An 18,392-nucleotide genomic window follows, 5' to 3' on the forward strand; every position below is an offset into this window, starting at 1 on the left:
TATGGTTTCTTCTTTTTGTTAAATGGGCCGTTCTTGAAGAGAGTATTCTTCCTGTCCTTCAGCATAGCGATAACGAAGACTGCTTTGATAAATACCTTTTGAAATCGTTTTAGCCATTTCAAGCACAAGACTGAGTCTTGTATTTTGTAGTACAAGAAACTCCATTAAGCCGCTTATGTTAACAATTCCAGTGATATGAATATTACCTACTGGCGGCAATTCCTTTTTAACTCCACTTCCAGGTTTGACGGGGCCATCCCCTAGATGTATGACACCAACACTTTTCATCCTGCCTAAACAAGCATCTATCCCAATGATAAAAGGATCTTTATGCTTTTCGTGAATCTCCATCATCTTTTCTTCTAAGTTCAGCGCATGGATAGGTTCATTTAAAGTGCCATAAACAAAAAAGGAACCTAGTTTTTTTTCTGCTAATAATGTTCCAATAAGTGGTCCGAGTGAATCACCTGTAGAGCGATCTGTGCCAATACATACAAACACAATTGGCTGTGCAGAGGAAGCTGGTGGCAACTGTTTATACAAAGAGTCTGCCAGTTTATAGGATGCTAACTGCTCATTATGGGCGATTCTTATCGGAAGTTCACTTTTATCAAATATATTGGTATAGATGCTCATCAAATCTACTCCTTTGCACTAGGAAACTATAAATAAGCAAGCTGTTCAATTTAATATGTTATTTCAAAGTAAAAGTAATACCATTATAGGAATATATATTAATTTCTATACATCTTCATGCCAATTCCATTGATAAAGAGGGAGAAAGATAGGGGTCATACAAGTCGATCTATGATAATATACCTAGAAAATAACAGGTAGGTTATTACTTCAAACTAAAATTAGAACCTGTTAAAATAAACTAAATAGCCAGGAATAACAATCTGGCTTTTGAAAAGGGAGAAAAGAGGCAGCAGGGGTGTGTTATGGATAATTTAGAAGAAAAAGTGAACGATAGTGTAGATGTTATTACAGATGAGAATATATGGATAAATTTAGGCCAGGGATCTTTAAAAATTATTATTATCATTTTAATAAGCGTTGTTGTTACAAGGGTTGCTAAGATTGCTGTGCGGAACATATTTAAGGTTAGAACACATTCTGCACTCAGAATATCGGAAAGAAGAGAAGCTACACTAGTTAAACTATTGGAAAATACCCTTACCTACGTTATCTATTTTATTGCCTTTATGATGATTTTAGGTACATTGAATATTGACGTGAAGGGATTGCTTGCCGGAGCGGGAATTGTTGGCTTAGCCGTCGGTTTTGGTGCGCAAAGTTTAGTGAAGGATATTATTACTGGATTTTTCATTATTTTTGAAGACCAGTTTTCTGTAGGAGATGTTGTGCAGATCGGCCAATTTCAAGGTGTTGTGGAGGAAATTGGGTTAAGAACAACGAAAGTAAAAAGTTATACTGGCGAAGTGAATATTATACCGAATGGAAGTATAATGGAAGTAACAAACTTCTCATTAAACAACAGTAAAGCAGTTGTTGATGTCAGCATAGCGTACAAGGGCGATATAGATAGGGCTGAAAGTGTTATTAAAGATCTTATTGAAACATTTCCGGAAAAATATGAACAAATTGTCGGTGTCCCGGAGCTTTTAGGTGTTGAAAACATTATGGCAGCAGAGGTAGTTATAAGAGTTGTTGCTGAGACATTGCCAATGCAGCATTATACAGTTGCCCGTGCGTTAAGGAAGGAAATTAAAAATGTCCTTGATGAGAATGGAATAGAGAGCCCATATCCGAAATTAATGATGTACTCTAAACCGGAATAAAACAGGAGGGAATATGGAACAGAAAGAGTTTGCTATCAATGATATAGTTGAAATGAAAAAAGCACATCCTTGTGGCACAAATCGTTGGAAAATTATTAGGATGGGAATGGATATCCGCATTAAGTGTGAAGGCTGTGAACATAGCGTCCTTATTCCAAGGCGAGAGTTCGCGAGAAAAATGAAAAAAATGTTAGTAAAGCATGAAGAGTGATTCATGCTTTTTTTTATGAAAATAAGGTATTTTTACCTTGCGAACAAGCATGGCTACTTGTCTTTTTTGAAGGTTAAATCTATAATTGGTAAAGGTTTAATAGTACAAATGAAATTAATTTCTGCTCAATAAAAAGCAGGTTTATTATAAGGGAGTGACATTATGGCGTTAACTGCTGGAATAGTTGGATTGCCGAACGTCGGTAAATCTACATTGTTTAATGCAATAACACAGGCGGGTGCAGAATCTGCAAACTATCCATTCTGTACAATCGATCCGAATGTTGGAATCGTAGAGGTACCAGATCCAAGGTTAAATAAGTTGACTGAGCTTGTTCAGCCGAAAAAAACTGTACCGACAACTTTTGAATTTACAGATATTGCTGGAATTGTAAAAGGTGCGAGTAAAGGAGAAGGCTTAGGAAATAAGTTTCTTTCCCATATTCGTGAAGTAGATGCTATTTGCCAAGTGGTGCGCTGCTTTGCTGATGACAATATTACTCATGTTTCTGGAAAAGTAGATCCAATTTCCGATATTGAAACAATTAATCTAGAATTGATTCTTGCAGATTTAGAATCTGTTGAAAAAAGAATTGCCCGTGTAGGGAAAATGGCTAAACAAAAAGATAAAGATGCAGTGGCAGAATTGGAAGTTCTTGAAATTCTAAAAGCAGCATTTGAAGAAGAAAAGCCAGCAAGAGCTGTTGAATTTACGGAAGAGCAGGCTAAATTAGCGAAGAATCTTCACTTGCTGACAATCAAGCCAGTTCTTTATGTGGCAAATGTCGGCGAAGATGAGGTTGGCGATACAGATAATAATGAATATGTGCAGAAAGTTAGAGAATTTGCTTCTAATGAGAATGCAGAAGTAATCGTAATCTGTGCAAAAATTGAAGAAGAAATTGCAGAGCTTGAAGGGGAAGAAAAAGCAATGTTCCTTGAAGAGCTTGGCATTGAAGAATCTGGTCTTGATCAGCTAATTAGAGCTGCTTACCACTTGCTTGGTCTAGCAACATACTTTACAGCTGGAGTGCAAGAAGTTCGTGCTTGGACATTTGTTCAAGGAATGAAAGCTCCGCAATGTGCTGGTATCATCCATTCTGACTTTGAAAGAGGCTTTATTAGAGCAGAGACTGTTTCTTATGAAGATTTAATGGTAAGTGGAAATATGGTTGCGGCAAAAGAGGCAGGTAAAGTTCGTCTAGAAGGAAAAGATTACGTAGTTAAAGACGGAGATATTATTCACTTCCGCTTTAATGTTTAATAGCTGTATATATATGAGAGAAAAACCGCCCTTATACAAGTGAGGGCGGTTTTTTACATTTTCTTTAGCTTATTCGACACAAGCACTTGGAAAAGAGTTTAGCAAGTAGGAAAAGTCCAGAAAAATAGCTTATGAATAATAAGCTTATTTCGACAGTGTGATAAAGAAAATACTTTTACAGTGCCTTTACATGCCCCTTTCAAACCGGTGCTATCATTTCTTTAGAGGGATCATAATACATGTTCCAAAGGGGGATTCACAAGTGAAAATTGCAATTTTTACAGACACCTATTTTCCGCAAGTGAATGGAGTAGCCAACTCTTTAAAGAGATTAACAGATCATCTGGAAAAAGGGCAGATTCAATATCAGATTTTTGCACCGGAAGTGGAGGATACTCCAGCATACCCAAATATTAATCAATTTTTTAGCATTCCAGTTTTTTTATATCCTGAATGTAGGACCGCATTAGCAAACCCTAAACGGATTAAGGCTAAAGTTCAAGAATTTAACCCAGATATCATACATATTGCAACACCGTATATGATGGGGCTCTACGGCCTGTTTTGTGCTAAAAAACTTCACATACCAGTTGTTTCCTCCTACCATACTCATTTTGACCAATATTTGGAGTATTATCGAGCATCATGGCTGCTGCCTGTTCTTCATAAGTACTTAAAATGGTTTCATGAGTCCACAGAAAGAACCTTTGTACCTTCAAAAGAGACCAAATCAAAGCTGGCTGAGCTTGGCTTCCATTCCTTGTCAATATGGGGAAGAGGGGTAGATTGCTCTCAATTCCATCCTATTGCAGTAAACCAACCCATTAGAGAAAAATACAATATACAAGAAGAATATATTCTTTTGTATGTTGGCAGATTTGCTCCAGAGAAAGATTTAGCCACCCTTTCAGCGATAATGGATTCCCTCCCTGAAAGCTGGAATAATAGAGTTCATTGGCTGCTGGCAGGAGACGGACCATGCTTGCCTGAATGGAAGCGCAAAGCTGCAGAAAGAAAAAATATGACTTTAACCGGTTATTTAAAAGGTGCGGAATTATCACAGGTGTATGCAAGTGCAGATTTATTTGTATTTCCTTCCACAACTGAAACATTTGGAAATGTCGTACTGGAATCCTTAGCTTCAGGAACACCTGCTATCGTCTCCAATTCAGGCGGTGTTAAGGAAATGGTGGAGGATGGTGTAACGGGAAGAATTTGCCAAGCAAAAAGCACAGAACATTTCACTGCTGCTATCATTGAATTATTAAATCAAACAATGATGAGAAATATGTTTGGTACAGCAGCCAGGAAATATGCGTTAAGCCAATCTTGGGAGAGTATACTTGACGGTTTGATTGGCGAATATGAAGAAGTGATAATGAATAGCAGAGAAGATCAAAGAATATATGCGTAAAGTATTGCTTAAAACATTAACTGTGGCAATTCTTTTTAGTATTCATTGCAAATTGTTTTTCAATATGCTATAATTTTATCTTGTGAGTAATGTATATATTGCTCCTTGCCCAATCGGGCCGTTTAGACCAAAAGGAGGTGAAAGTGATGAAAAAGTACGAAATTATGTACATCATCCGTCCAAATATTGAAGATGAAGCTAAAAAAGCTCTAGTTGAGCGTTTTAACGGTATTCTTGCTGATAATGGAGCGGAAGTTACTGAAGCGAAAGAGTGGGGTAAACGTCGTCTTGCATACGAAATCAATGATTTCCGTGATGGCTACTACCAACTAGTGAAAGTTAACGCTGCACCAGTAGCAGTTGAGGAGTTCACTCGTCTAGCTAAAATTAGCGAGGATATTATCCGTCATATTGTTATTAAAGAAGAAGCTAAATAATAAATAGAATGAATTCATGTTCCACGTGAAACATGATGAAGGGAGTTGAAACTGATGATGAACCGTGTTGTTCTTGTTGGCCGATTGACGAAGGATCCTGAACTGCGATACACACCAAGTGGAGCTGCTGTTGCAACTTTCACTCTTGCGGTCAACCGTACTTTTACGAACCAACAAGGTGAAAGAGAAGCAGACTTTATCAATTGTGTAGTCTGGAGGAAACCTGCAGAGAACGTAGCTAATTTCTTGAAGAAAGGAAGCTTAGCTGGCGTTGACGGCAGACTTCAAACGCGCAGTTATGAGGGACAAGATGGGAAACGTGTCTATGTAACAGAAGTGCAGGCGGAAAGTGTTCAATTTCTTGAACCTAGAAACAGCAGCTCTGGAAATAGAAATGACAACATGAATTATGGTGCGCCAAGGGAACAAGATAATCCTTTTGGAGGCTCTAATAATTATCAGAATCAGCGACCTCAAAACCAAAATAGAAATAACGATTATACGAGAATGGACGAGGATCCATTTGCAAATAGCGGTCAAATCGATATTTCAGATGATGACTTACCGTTCTAATAATCGGAAATAAGTTATAAAGGAGGGAAATTGACATGGCAATGGGCGGACGCAGAGGCGGACGTGCTAAACGCCGTAAAGTATGCTACTTTACAGCTAACGGCATTACGCATATCGATTATAAAGATGTAGATCTTCTTAAAAAATTCATCTCTGAGCGCGGTAAAATCTTACCTCGTCGTGTAACTGGTACAAGTGCAAAATATCAACGTAAGTTGACTATTGCAATCAAACGTTCACGTACTATGGCTTTACTTCCATACGTAACTGGTGAATAATAAAAAAACACATTAGGGTTAAATCCTAATGTGTTTTTTTATACCTTATATAATACAGTCTATACAAATTATATGTTTGAATGAGCTTCTATAAAATAGTAAAATGATATAGAGGGTATCTCTATATTCTTTATATGTATTGGCTGCAAAATCGTGTTTATGAATATAAGGGTTAGTGGAAATACTAAAAGATGCAAATTACATTCCCTTGTTTCGTAAATATCGAAATACGGTAAATAATAAGAACAAACAACCGTATACATATTAAATTAACTATATTAGGAGTTGAATAAATTTTGCCTGCTTTTTTGGAAAAGGGATCAATTCGCTATCCATTAGTTTGTCTAATTGGCATTACTCTGATCCTCCTTGGTATCATCTCCTATTATAATTGGCTTTTTGCCTTGGTGGGGTTACTCCTTTCTGTTATCCCTTTTTATTTCATCATTCAGATGAATTTGCGACAAAGAAAGGAAACAGAAGAATATATTACGACCCTTTCCTACCGTGTGAAAAAGGTCGGAGAAGAAGCATTAATGGAAATGCCGATTGGGATTATGCTCATTAATGATGAGTACTTTATTGAGTGGACAAATCCATATTTAGCTTACTGTTTTACAGAAGACAGCTTAGTCGGAAGATCATTATATGATGTGTCTCCTTCCGTTATCCCTCTGATTAAGCAAGAGGTTGAAACAGAAATTATTACGCTTCATAATCGTAAGTTTCGTGTTATCCATAAAAAAGAGGAGCGCCTCCTATACTTTTTTGATGTAACAGAACAAACGGAAATTGAAAAGTTGTATGAGGATGAAAGAACTGCAATTGCAATCATCTTTTTAGACAATTATGATGATCTAACACAAGGTATGGACGATCAGACTCGCAGCAGTTTGAATAACAGTGTTACCTCTATTCTCAACAAATGGGCAACAGACAATGGCGTCTTATTGAAACGGATATCTTCCGATCGCTTCTTTGCAGTATTCAATGAAAACATTCTGCAGCATCTTGAAAAAGATAAATTCACAATCTTAGATGAAGTGAGAGAGTTAACCTCTAAACAAAATGTGCAGCTAACGTTAAGTATTGGCGTTGGTTCGGGAGTTTCCTCACTCCCTGAGTTAGGAACGATTGCGCAGTCAAGTCTAGATTTGGCACTAGGTCGTGGTGGAGATCAGGTTGCTATCAAACAGCCAAATGGAAAAGTGAAATTCTATGGCGGAAAAACAAACCCTGTTGAAAAGAGAACAAGAGTAAGAGCGAGAGTCATATCCCATGCCTTAAAAGAATTGATAACGGCAAGTGATAAAGTCTTCATCATGGGTCATAAGCATCCTGATATGGATGCAATTGGTGCTTCCATTGGTATTCATAAGATAGCTCAGATGAACAAAAAGGAAGCTTATATTATTTTAAATCCTAATGAAATTGATTTAGGTGTAAGAAGACTGCTCGAAGAAATAAAAAAACATGAAACATTGTTTGATCGTTTCATCACTCCAGAACAAGCGCTGGAAATGGATACAGAGGAAAGTTTGCTCGTTGTCGTAGATACCCATAAACCATCATTGGTTATTGAGGAAAAGCTTATTCATAAGATTGAAGATGTTGTGGTCATTGACCATCACAGGCGAGCAGAAGAGTTCATTGATAATCCATTGCTCGTTTATATGGAGCCATATGCATCATCAACAGCTGAGCTTGTCACAGAGCTACTGGAATATCAGCCAAAGACAGCTAAAATTGAGATGCTTGAAGCAACTGCTTTATTAGCAGGAATTATTGTTGATACAAAAAGCTTTACGCTTAGAACCGGGGCAAGAACCTTTGATGCTGCTTCCTACTTGCGGGGGCAGGGAGCTGATACTGTATTAGTACAGAAATTCTTAAAAGAAGATATCAGTAACTATGTGAAAAAGGCAAAAATTATTGAAAATGTAATTTTTTATAAACCTGGCGTTGCCATTGCTAAAGCTCAATCTAATGAAAATAGTGATAATGTCCTTATCGCGCAAACAGCAGACACCTTACTGACGATGGACGGCATTTATGCGTCATTTGTCATCTCGCCAAGAGGAGATGGACAGATTGGTATCAGTGCAAGATCATTAGGGGAAATAAATGTCCAGATTATAATGGAAAGCCTCAAAGGCGGCGGCCATTTAACTAATGCTGCGACACAGCTTTCTAACATGACAATGGCAGAAGCAGAAGCGCGGCTGAAGCTGGCAATCGATGAGTATTTTGAAGGGAGAAAAAAGGAATGAAAGTAATCTTTTTAAAAGACGTTAAAGGTAAAGGGAAAAAAGGCGAAGTAAAAAATGTGGCAGACGGTTATGCACATAACTTCCTATTAAAGCAAGGACTTGCTGTTGAAGCAAACTCAGCAGCTGTCAGCACATTAAATGCTCAAAAGAAAAAAGAAGAAAAACAAGCTGCTGATGAGTTAGCAGAAGCAAAAGTATTAAAAGAAAAAATGGAACAAATTACTGTTGAGCTAACGGCAAAATCAGGAGAAGGCGGCAGACTATTTGGTTCAATTACTAGCAAACAAATTGCTGATGAGTTGAATAAAATGCATAAAATCAAAATCGATAAGCGTAAAATAGAATTAAATGATGCTATTCGTTCATTAGGGGTAACGAAGGTTCCTGTGAAGCTTCATCAAGAGGTATCTGCTACACTAAATGTGCATGTAAAAGAATTAAGCTAATATTGGAAGTTCCTTTTAAGCTTAAACATGATAAAATAGAATAGATTTGAGAGAAATGTGATACAGGCAAACTGATCACATTTTTTCTTTTGGCATGTACTAATTTGACATTATCCTCTTAAAATAAGGAGGTTTTAAAATTTTATGAGTGAAATGCTCCATGATAGAATTCCACCACAAAATATCGAAGCAGAACAAGCTGTACTAGGGGCAATCTTTTTAGAACCTCAAAGCTTGACGATGGCTTCAGAAATTCTCATACCAGAGGATTTTTACAGAGGTGCCCATCAGAAGATTTATACAGCAATGCTAAAGCTGAACGATGCAGGAAAAGCGGTTGACCTTATTACCGTTACAGCAGAGCTTTCAGCAGGCAATAATCTTGAGGATACTGGTGGCGTCAGCTACTTAAGTGAATTGGCAGCATCTGTACCTACAGCAGCTAATATTGAGTATTATGCGAAGATTGTTGAGGAGAAATCCTTGCTGCGCAGACTTATACGGACAGCCACTGATATAGCACAGGACGGCTATGCGAGGGAAGATGAAGTAGAGGTATTGCTGAGTGAGGCAGAAAAAAACATTCTTGAGGTTGCCCAAAGAAAGAACGCTGGGGCATTCCACAATATTAAGGATGTTTTAGTACGGACATATGATAATATTGAGGTCATGCATAACCGTCAAGGGGATATAACAGGTATTGCTACAGGGTTTGCTGAGCTCGATAAAATGACAGCCGGTTTTCAGCGAAATGATTTAATCATTGTCGGTGCCCGTCCTTCTGTTGGTAAGACGGCATTTGCTTTGAATATCGCTCAAAACGTAGCTACAACAACTGGGGAAAATGTAGCGATATTCAGTCTTGAGATGGGGGCAGAGCAGCTTGTCATGCGTATGCTGTGTGCAGAAGGTAATATTGATGCACAGCGCCTACGTACAGGGTCATTGACAGACGAAGATTGGGGTAAGCTCACTATGGCGATGGGAAGCCTCTCTAATGCCGGTATATTCATTGATGATACACCAGGTGTAAAAATCACTGATATTCGCTCTAAATGCCGCAGATTGAAGCAGGAGCATGGTTTAGGTATGATCCTAATCGATTACTTGCAACTCATCCTTGGAAGCGGGCGCTCTGGAGAGAACAGACAGCAGGAAGTATCGGAAATCTCCCGTTCTCTTAAACAGCTTGCTCGTGAACTGCAAGTGCCAGTTATTGCTTTGTCTCAGCTATCCCGCGGAGTGGAGCAGAGACAGGATAAGAGACCGATGATGTCTGATATAAGGGAATCAGGAAGTATTGAGCAGGATGCTGATATAGTAGCCTTCTTATATCGTGACGATTATTATGACAAAGAATCGGAAAGTAAAAATATTATTGAAATTATTATAGCAAAGCAGCGGAATGGTCCAACGGGAACAGTCCAGCTCGCCTTCGTTAAGGAATATAATAAATTTGTTAACTTGGAAAGGCGGTTTGATGACCCATCAATGCCGCCGGGAGCTTAAATATAGGCAGATTGGCTTTAAACAGCCAATCTGCCTTTTTTTATGCCCGAAATTAGGAACTAAACTCAAATTTTTTAAGATTAAAGTCTATTGAAAAAACCCTATATTAGTAGAATGATTACGAACATATATTTATTTTCTAGTTTTGAATGTTCGGGTTTTGTTGACTTTTGTATGCGTAAATTGGTAAAATAAGATTGTTTGGTAATGAATCTAAATAATTTATAGTAACCTTTGGAGGTGCTTTGGGAATATGTCATCAGTCGTGGTTGTTGGAACACAATGGGGAGATGAAGGAAAAGGAAAGATTACTGACTTCTTGTCAGAGAATGCAGAGGTCATTGCTCGTTACCAAGGCGGGAACAATGCAGGTCATACGATTAAATTTAACGGTGAAACATATAAATTACACTTAATTCCGTCTGGAATTTTTTATAGCGATAAAATTTGCGTTATTGGCAATGGAATGGTAGTCGATCCAAAAGCGCTACTTACAGAATTGAAATACTTGCATGATAAAGGCGTAACTACGGATAACTTGAGAATAAGCAACCGTGCTCATGTTATTCTTCCATATCACTTAAAGCTTGATGAAGTGGAAGAGGAAAGCAAAGGCGCTAATAAGATTGGGACAACTAAAAAGGGAATTGGTCCTGCTTATATGGACAAAGCTGCTCGAATTGGTATTCGAATTGCTGACCTTTTGGACAGAGAAATTTTCGAAGAGAAGCTTGAGCGTAACTTGGTAGAGAAAAACCGTTTGCTTGAGCGCATCTATGAAACAGACGGCTTTAAAATGGAGGATATCCTGGATGAGTATTACGAATACGGCCAGCTGATTAAACAGTATGTTTGTGATACATCTGTTGTTCTAAACGATTCATTGGATGAGGGAAGAAGAGTGTTGTTTGAAGGGGCACAAGGCGTAATGCTTGATATTGACCAAGGTACGTACCCGTTCGTTACATCTTCTAATCCAGTTGCCGGCGGTGTTACAATCGGATCGGGTGTTGGTCCAACGAAGATTAAGCACGTTGTCGGAGTTTCTAAAGCTTACACTACTAGGGTTGGAGATGGTCCTTTCCCTACAGAGCTTGATAATGAAATTGGCCACCAAATCAGAGAAGTCGGCCGTGAGTACGGTACAACTACTGGAAGACCGCGCCGTGTCGGCTGGTTTGACAGTGTGGTAGTACGCCATGCCCGCAGAGTAAGCGGCATTACAGATCTTTCTCTTAACTCTATTGATGTGCTTACAGGCATTGAGACATTGAAAATCTGTGTTGCATATAAATATAAAGGGGAAGTTATGGAAGAGTTCCCTGCAAGCCTAAAAGTATTGTCACAATGTGAACCAGTTTATGAAGAGCTTCCAGGCTGGACAGAGGACATTACAGGTTGTAAATCACTAAGTGAATTACCTGCAAATGCACGCCACTACTTAGAAAGAGTTGCGCAGCTTACTGGTATTCCATTATCTATTTTCTCAGTAGGGCCAGACAGAAGTCAGACAAATGTGGTTCATAGCCCATGGAGACAAAGCTAAAAGAGCTGATTTAGTAGGAAGGAGCCGCTTTTAAGAGCGGCTCCTAAATATTTTTTTAATTTTTTTTTAAAAAAGTATTGCCATATATACTAAATGCATGATAATATAAAAAGCGTCGCAAATGAAGCGAATAAAGCAGCAAAATAAACGGTCTGCAAGTTTACTTTTAAAAGCGAGTCATTAGCTCAGTTGGTAGAGCATCTGACTTTTAATCAGAGGGTCGCAGGTTCGAATCCTGCATGACTCACCATTTTTTAATATGGCCCATTGGTCAAGCGGTTAAGACACCGCCCTTTCACGGCGGTAACACGGGTTCGAATCCCGTATGGGTCATTTTATATATAGATTAGCTGGTCCCGTGGTGTAGCGGTTAACATGCCTGCCTGTCACGCAGGAGATCGCGGGTTCGATTCCCGTCGGGACCGCCATTTTTGTTTCATATGCAATAAGCATATTTTACATATATTATATAGAAAATATAAATATGGCTCAGTAGCTCAGTCGGTAGAGCAAAGGACTGAAAATCCTTGTGTCGGCGGTTCGATTCCGTCCTGAGCCATCCTTAAAAACAACTATGCATTTTGCATGGTTGTTTTTTTTATTCCAACAGTAATACATTTCTATTACATTCTTGCAACGTTTGCAGATAATAAATGGAGTTATGATAAAATGATATAAGGCGGATTCTGCAATTAGAGGAAGCATTGGGTATTTGAAGACAAAAAAAGAGGCGAGAGGCAAGCGAAAAAAATACCTCTCAACCACAAATAAAGGAAAATGAAACTACATGTTATTAAACGGATGAGAGTCCTAAAAGGTTTCATTTTATATTGAAATTTTTAACCCTCTATTTAGGAGGGTTTTTCAAATAGGTTTTAGGAAATGTCTAAATAAATGCAATGAAAATGCGGAAGAATAGAAGAATAGAAAAAAAGTGAATATATAAAATGAAAATGGTAAAGTAGAGCTATAGTAGAAATACCAACAATTTGAATAGATAGAACAATGAAGGAGATAGAAATGCATGAATAAAAAGATACTTGTAGTAGATGATGAAAAACCGATTGCTGATATTCTGCAATTTAATTTAAAGAAGGAAGGCTTTGAAGTACATTGTGCTTATGATGGCAATGCTGCATTGGAAATGGTAGAAGAAGTGCAGCCCGATTTAGTTTTGCTTGATATCATGCTTCCGCAGCGAGATGGAATGGAAGTTTGCCGTGAAATTCGCAAAAAGTATGAGATGCCAATCATTATGCTTACAGCAAAGGATTCTGAAATCGACAAAGTGCTTGGTCTTGAGCTTGGCGCAGATGATTATGTAACGAAGCCTTTTAGTACGAGAGAGCTTATTGCTCGCGTTAAAGCTAACTTGAGACGTCATCAGCAGGTTCCTGCTGCTGCAGAGGAAGAGAATGAATCAAATGAGATTGAAGTTGGCTCCTTAATTATTCACCCGGATGCTTATATTGTTTCAAAAAGAGGGGAAATGATTGAGCTGACACATCGTGAGTTTGAGCTTCTTCATTATTTGGCAAAACATATCGGTCAAGTAATGACAAGAGAGCATTTGCTCCAAACGGTTTGGGGCTATGATTATTACGGTGATGTTCGTACAGTGGATGTGACGGTGAGAAGATTGAGAGAAAAAATAGAGGATAACCCAAGCCATCCAACCTGGATTGTAACGAGAAGAGGGGTAGGGTATTACTTGCGTAATCCTGAACAGGAGTAATAGATATTAATGAAAAAAGTTAGTTTTTTTAGATCAATTCATGTAAAGCTAATGATAATAATTGTATTGCTCATACTCATATCGATACAGATTATCGGTGTATACTTTGTACAAAAGCTGCAGTCCACTTTAATCGAAAACTTTAAGACCTCTATTCAGGAAAAGGTAAATATAGTTTCTATATATATGGAGGAACAGTTTGTAAAAGAGCGGCCAGTAGAAAATGCCGATACTACTCTTGAAGAAGATGTGAGAAGACTGTTAAGCGAGCATAATAATGCAACAGATATTCAGGAGATAAGGGTAATAAATAATAACTCCATTATTATTGGTACCTCAGATCCTGAAAAACAAAATTTAGTCGGACAGAAAATGGTGCAAAGTAAAGTTAGAAGGGCTATGTCCAATTCTTCGCAACCGACTTCCTATATTAGAGTTACATCCAATAAAAAAGAATATGTGTTAATTACGCCAATCAGGCAGCAGGGCGGCGAAACTGTTGGGGTAATTTATACTGTAGGTAAGATTCAGCAAGTGTATGACAGTCTGGACAGTATAAACAGTATCTTTCAAAAAGGGACAGCTATCACTTTAATTGTCACAGCAGTACTGGGGATTTTATTAGCAAGAACAATTACAAGACCAATTTCTGATATGCAGAAACATGCTTTTGCACTTTCTAAGGGAAACTTTTCACAGAAGGTTAAAGTGTACGGATTTGATGAAATTGGACAGCTGGCAATCACTTTTAATAATTTGACAAAAAAGCTCCAAGAATCTCAGGCATCTACAGAAAGTGAAAGAAGAAAGTTGTCCTCTGTCCTTTCTTATATGACTGATGGCGTTATCGCCACAGACAGAAAAGGGAGAATTATTCTTATCAATGAACCTGCTGCGAAAATGCTGGATGTTTCACGTGAAACAGTCTTATCGGAACCGATTATTCAGTTGCTTGGTTTAAAGGATAAATATACTTTTGATGAACTGCTTGAGGAACGGGAATCTGTTATTTTGGATTATAGTACAAATTATGAACCATATATTCTTCGAGCGAATTTTTCTGTCATTCAAAAAGAAACAGGCTTTGTAAATGGCTTAATTACTGTACTTCATGATATTACGGAACAAGAGAAAATTGATATGGAAAGAAAAGAGTTTGTGGCGAATGTTTCTCATGAGCTCAGGACCCCATTAACGACGATGCGAAGCTATGTGGAAGCATTGGCAGAGGGTGCATGGCAGGATGATGGACTTGCTCCAAAGTTTCTGGAAGTGACTCAAAACGAAACAGAGCGAATGATTCGCCTTGTAAATGATTTGTTACAGCTGTCCAAGCTCGACAGCAGAGATTACAAGCTGAATAAAGAACTAGTTGATTTTATGGTGTTTTATAATAGAATCATTGATCGTTTCGAATTGACAAAGGAACAAAACGTTGTCTTTGAACGGAAGCTGCCAAAACACGCAGCATTTGTGGAAATTGATGAAGATAAATTAACACAAGTGCTCGATAATATCATTTCAAATGCAATGAAGTATTCTCCTGAAGGTGGGAAAATTACATTTTCTATAAAAGAACAGGAGCAGCAAATCATTGTGAGTGTAGCAGATAATGGTGTTGGCATACCGAAGGAAAATATAAGCAAAATCTTTGACCGTTTTTACCGTGTAGACAAAGCGAGAACAAGAAGGCTCGGTGGAACTGGTCTTGGCTTAGCTATTGCGAAAGAAATGGTTGAAGCACACGGGGGAAGAATTTGGGCATCAAGTAAAGAAGGAAAAGGCACGAAGATTTCCTTTACACTTCCTTATATTCAATCTGAAGAGGATGATTGGGTATGAATTATGAAAATATAAAAAGTTTAGTACTGACAATTTTAGTGATGTTAAGTCTGCTCATGTATTATTTGCTTTGGACAGATCAAGGTAACACAACAGAGCTTCCAACTGATAATATTGTGGAGCCTGAAAAAATCGGCAGCAAAAAAGAGGTAGCTGATATTGTTCGACCCGATAGAATTTTCCAGCATGTAGATGGTGAAACTTATGGTACAATTTCAATGGACGAAATAAATTCAGTTCTAGAAGTGTTAAAAACGGTCGAATACGGAAGTCTTGAGAATATTTCCGAAGAAATAAATGATATACCTTCTTTTATTAAACAAGAAACAGATAGTATGGAAATTCGTTTCCCAGGTCAGACACCTTTCAGTCTATATAGGGATATACTTCATATTGAAGAGAGCAATCTTTTTAATTTTGATACGATTCTTGTATCCTATAATCTTGTGAATGAAGATGAAGGAACGGTTTACTTTATTTCAGAGAAAGAAAACAAGGTTTATAAAAGCAATATTTCTGTTAGTTATATCAATAACATTAAAGACCTTCAGAAAAATATTACTGCTGAAGAAACACCTTACAACGCTTATTTCAGCTATCAGGCAGGAAGTAAGCTGATCTATTTGCCAACAGAAGAAACTGAAATAAATAGATATATATATAAGAGCGAGACAGTTGATTCATCTAGACTTAAAAATGCTATTTTTACTAATTCAAGTTTAGCTCAAAAGAGCGTTGAGACAAATCAGGAAGTTTATACAGATGATACTAGTATCTTGAGAGTAATAAAGGATACACATGTTGTTAATTTTAAAAGCACATCTGGGATTACCGTAAATGAGCTTAGTCCAAATCAAATCATCGAGAATAGCATTGACTTTGTGAATAGCCATGGAGGCTGGGTTAACAGCTTTTTATATGTAGGCAATGATAATGATCAAAGTACGATTAATTTCCGTATTTATAATGAAACAGGCTTCCCAGTCTTTAACTTGAAGAACGGCCTTTCTTCTATAAAGGTTAGCTGGGAAAATAATAAGATAGAGCAATTCATTACAAGCAACCTGACGATAACAGCAAAACCAATTGATACAACAACTCAAAAGCTAGATTCAGGAAGTTCTGTGTTAAAGGAAATTAAGTCCTCGGAAAACTTCGATCCTGATAAGCTGGAGGCTATTGTGCCAGGCTATGATATGGTCATAACCAACCCGAGCTATGTTTATTTAGAGCCAAGCTGGTTTTACTTATATAATGGGCAATGGCGTCAATTAGGGGAAGTGAAGACAGGGGGCACAAAAAGTGGATTGGAGTAAAATTAAGACTATTTTTATTGTAGCCTTCTTACTGTTGGATATATATTTGATATATGAGTACACACAGTTAAAAAAGGATAATGAACAGTTTGAGACAGAAGAGCCAGAAACACCAATCGCAAAAACATTGGCACTTGATGGCATTAAGTATGATGAAGACAAGTTTCCATCAAATGTAGAAAAAGGTCAGTATTTAACAGCAAAATCTATGACTTTCAGTGATGAGGATGTTGAGGAGCTTGAAAAAAGCAGGCTAAGCGGTCAAAGTATTAGAGTTCAAGATTCTACTATGCTACAGTCTATATTAGAAAAACCGATAAAGCTAAGTGATGAATTTAAGAAAGAAGAATTGGCTGATTTTATTAAGAATAATATTTTAAATGGTGATCAATATGTTTTCTGGGAGAAGAAGGATAATACGATTACCTATTATCAGCAATATAATGGCAAGACTTTATATCACAATTTAAAAGGAGAATTGACCTTTTTAGTGAATGAAGAAAATAATATCGTATCCTATAATCAAACCTATCTGCAGGACATTAAAGAATTCGATGAAAAGGAAATGCTCGTAAAGCCGTTAGAGGCCATTTTTGCCCTCTATAAGAATGCCTATTTAGAAATGGGTACTTATATCTCAAATGTGGAGCTCGGCTATTATTCACAGCAAAATGCGCCATCTGTACAGCTGCTGGCGCCAACTTGGAAGATTACGATCAAAGGACAGAAAAACCTTTATGTCAATGCATTGAATGGGGAGATTATTAAGCCAGAGATGGAAGAGACGAAATTGGAGTGAACAAAACATGCATTTTAGTGTTCTCGCGAGTGGGAGTACAGGCAATGCTATATATGTAGAATCAGGGGAACATGCTTTTTTAGTTGATGCAGGCTTGAGCGGAAAGCAGATGGAAACACTGTTCCAAGGCATCGACCGAAAAATGGACAAGCTGTCTGGTATATTCGTTACACATGAGCATAGTGATCATATTAAAGGTGTTGGCATTATAGCGAGAAAGTATAAGCTGCCAATTTACGCTAATGAAAAGACGTGGAGGGCAATGGAGCCTCTAATTGGGGAGATACCGGTTGAACAGAAGTTTCAATTTGATATGGAAACAGTCAAAACATTTGGAGATGTCTCCATTGAATCATTTGGCGTTTCCCATGATGCGGCAGAGCCAATGTTTTATATTTTTCATCAAGGAGATAAAAAGCTTGTGCTTATAACGGACACTGGCTATGTGAGTGACCGCATGAAAGGGATTATCCGCAATGCTGACTCCTACGTTTTTGAAAGCAATCATGATGTACAAATGCTCAGAATGGGAAGATATCCGTGGAATATTAAAAGAAGGATATTGAGTGATGTTGGCCATGTTTCCAATGAAGATGCTGCTATTGCAATGAGTGAGGTCATCGGTGACCGCACCAAGCACATTTATTTGGCACATTTAAGCATGGATAATAACATTAAAGATTTGGCAAGGATGTCAGTGACACAAACTTTAGAACAGCGTGGTATTGAGTTATCAGATCAGTTAGGCCTGTTTGATACAGATCCTAAAAAACCGACAAACTTAATGGCCATCTAAATGAAAGCAAGCAGAATTATTTCTGCTTGCTTTTTTTGTTCAGCTTTTAAGTCATAAGCAAGATTTCAGCTTAATAAAATGGTTATGGACTACAACTTCCTTCATTACTTAGTTTGTTTTTACGAGAAATAGGAAAAATTAATAAGGTAATTATA

Annotated in this window: 17 protein-coding genes and 4 tRNA genes; 20 read left to right on the forward strand and 1 reads right to left on the reverse strand. The window is 37.7% G+C overall.

Annotation, left to right across the window (positions count from 1 at the left end):
- Positions 1-18: 18 nt before the first annotated feature.
- Positions 19-636: a spore protease YyaC gene (gene yyaC, locus ACLIJJ_RS09850; RefSeq protein ID WP_411410817.1), complete on the reverse strand. Its 618-nt coding sequence runs from the start codon at positions 634-636 to the stop codon at positions 19-21.
- Positions 637-941: 305 nt separating this feature from the next.
- On the opposite strand from yyaC, the gene ACLIJJ_RS09855 reads away from it, so the two are divergent.
- The 20 genes from ACLIJJ_RS09855 (at position 942) to ACLIJJ_RS09950 (ending at position 18,237) form a co-directional block, all read left to right on the forward strand.
- On the forward strand, positions 942-1,802 hold the full coding sequence (locus tag ACLIJJ_RS09855) for a mechanosensitive ion channel family protein (RefSeq protein WP_233319076.1): 861 nt from the start codon (positions 942-944) through the stop codon (positions 1,800-1,802).
- Between the two features lie 13 nt (positions 1,803-1,815).
- Positions 1,816-2,013, forward strand: coding sequence for a DUF951 domain-containing protein (locus ACLIJJ_RS09860; protein WP_233319074.1), 198 nt, complete (start codon positions 1,816-1,818; stop codon positions 2,011-2,013).
- Positions 2,014-2,175: 162 nt separating this feature from the next.
- Positions 2,176-3,276: a redox-regulated ATPase YchF gene (gene ychF, locus ACLIJJ_RS09865; RefSeq protein ID WP_233319072.1), complete on the forward strand. Its 1,101-nt coding sequence runs from the start codon at positions 2,176-2,178 to the stop codon at positions 3,274-3,276.
- A gap of 262 nt (positions 3,277-3,538) precedes the next feature.
- Positions 3,539-4,690, forward strand: a complete 1,152-nt coding sequence (locus tag ACLIJJ_RS09870) for a glycosyltransferase family 4 protein (protein WP_411410818.1) — start codon at positions 3,539-3,541, stop codon at positions 4,688-4,690.
- 146 nt (positions 4,691-4,836) lie between these two features.
- On the forward strand, positions 4,837-5,127 hold the full coding sequence (gene rpsF, locus ACLIJJ_RS09875) for a 30S ribosomal protein S6 (RefSeq protein ID WP_233319109.1): 291 nt from the start codon (positions 4,837-4,839) through the stop codon (positions 5,125-5,127).
- Between the two features lie 54 nt (positions 5,128-5,181).
- Entirely contained in the window at positions 5,182-5,700 is a 519-nt protein-coding gene (gene ssb, locus ACLIJJ_RS09880) for a single-stranded DNA-binding protein (protein WP_233319068.1), read from the forward strand.
- A gap of 41 nt (positions 5,701-5,741) precedes the next feature.
- Positions 5,742-5,978 carry a 30S ribosomal protein S18 gene (gene rpsR / locus ACLIJJ_RS09885; RefSeq protein WP_233319107.1) on the forward strand — a complete coding sequence of 79 codons (237 nt, stop codon included), beginning with the start codon at positions 5,742-5,744 and terminating at the stop codon, positions 5,976-5,978.
- A 296-nt stretch (positions 5,979-6,274) separates the two neighbouring features.
- Positions 6,275-8,248, forward strand: coding sequence for a DHH family phosphoesterase (locus ACLIJJ_RS09890; protein ID WP_411410819.1), 1,974 nt, complete (start codon positions 6,275-6,277; stop codon positions 8,246-8,248).
- On the forward strand, positions 8,245-8,694 hold the full coding sequence (gene rplI, locus ACLIJJ_RS09895; RefSeq protein ID WP_411410820.1) for a 50S ribosomal protein L9: 450 nt from the start codon (positions 8,245-8,247) through the stop codon (positions 8,692-8,694). The genes ACLIJJ_RS09890 and rplI overlap by 4 nt, the downstream gene beginning before the upstream one ends.
- Before the next feature lie 144 nt (positions 8,695-8,838).
- Positions 8,839-10,203, forward strand: a complete 1,365-nt coding sequence (gene dnaB, locus ACLIJJ_RS09900) for a replicative DNA helicase (RefSeq protein ID WP_233319065.1) — start codon at positions 8,839-8,841, stop codon at positions 10,201-10,203.
- Between the two features lie 253 nt (positions 10,204-10,456).
- A complete protein-coding gene (locus tag ACLIJJ_RS09905) occupies positions 10,457-11,749 on the forward strand; it encodes an adenylosuccinate synthase (RefSeq protein ID WP_233319064.1) in 1,293 nt (430 codons plus the stop codon).
- A gap of 174 nt (positions 11,750-11,923) precedes the next feature.
- Positions 11,924-11,999, forward strand: a tRNA-Lys gene (locus ACLIJJ_RS09910).
- Positions 12,000-12,010: 11 nt separating this feature from the next.
- A tRNA-Glu gene (locus tag ACLIJJ_RS09915) sits at positions 12,011-12,082 on the forward strand.
- Between the two features lie 19 nt (positions 12,083-12,101).
- A tRNA-Asp gene (locus ACLIJJ_RS09920) sits at positions 12,102-12,177 on the forward strand.
- A gap of 58 nt (positions 12,178-12,235) precedes the next feature.
- A tRNA-Phe gene (locus tag ACLIJJ_RS09925) sits at positions 12,236-12,308 on the forward strand.
- A gap of 465 nt (positions 12,309-12,773) precedes the next feature.
- A complete protein-coding gene (yycF, locus tag ACLIJJ_RS09930) occupies positions 12,774-13,484 on the forward strand; it encodes a response regulator YycF (RefSeq protein WP_233319063.1) in 711 nt (236 codons plus the stop codon).
- A 9-nt stretch (positions 13,485-13,493) separates the two neighbouring features.
- Positions 13,494-15,326, forward strand: a complete 1,833-nt coding sequence (walK, locus tag ACLIJJ_RS09935; protein ID WP_233319061.1) for a cell wall metabolism sensor histidine kinase WalK — start codon at positions 13,494-13,496, stop codon at positions 15,324-15,326.
- On the forward strand, positions 15,323-16,642 hold the full coding sequence (locus tag ACLIJJ_RS09940; RefSeq protein WP_233319059.1) for a YycH family regulatory protein: 1,320 nt from the start codon (positions 15,323-15,325) through the stop codon (positions 16,640-16,642). The genes walK and ACLIJJ_RS09940 overlap by 4 nt, the downstream gene beginning before the upstream one ends.
- A complete protein-coding gene (locus tag ACLIJJ_RS09945) occupies positions 16,629-17,441 on the forward strand; it encodes a two-component system regulatory protein YycI (RefSeq protein WP_237942180.1) in 813 nt (270 codons plus the stop codon). Before ACLIJJ_RS09940 ends, ACLIJJ_RS09945 begins: the two co-directional genes overlap by 14 nt.
- Positions 17,442-17,448: 7 nt before the next feature.
- On the forward strand, positions 17,449-18,237 hold the full coding sequence (locus ACLIJJ_RS09950; RefSeq protein WP_192486398.1) for an MBL fold metallo-hydrolase: 789 nt from the start codon (positions 17,449-17,451) through the stop codon (positions 18,235-18,237).
- Positions 18,238-18,392: the final 155 nt, after the last annotated feature.

Source organism: Niallia laureatilytica, from assembly GCF_046613985.1.
Classification (GTDB): Bacteria; Bacillota; Bacilli; order Bacillales; family Cytobacillaceae; genus Niallia.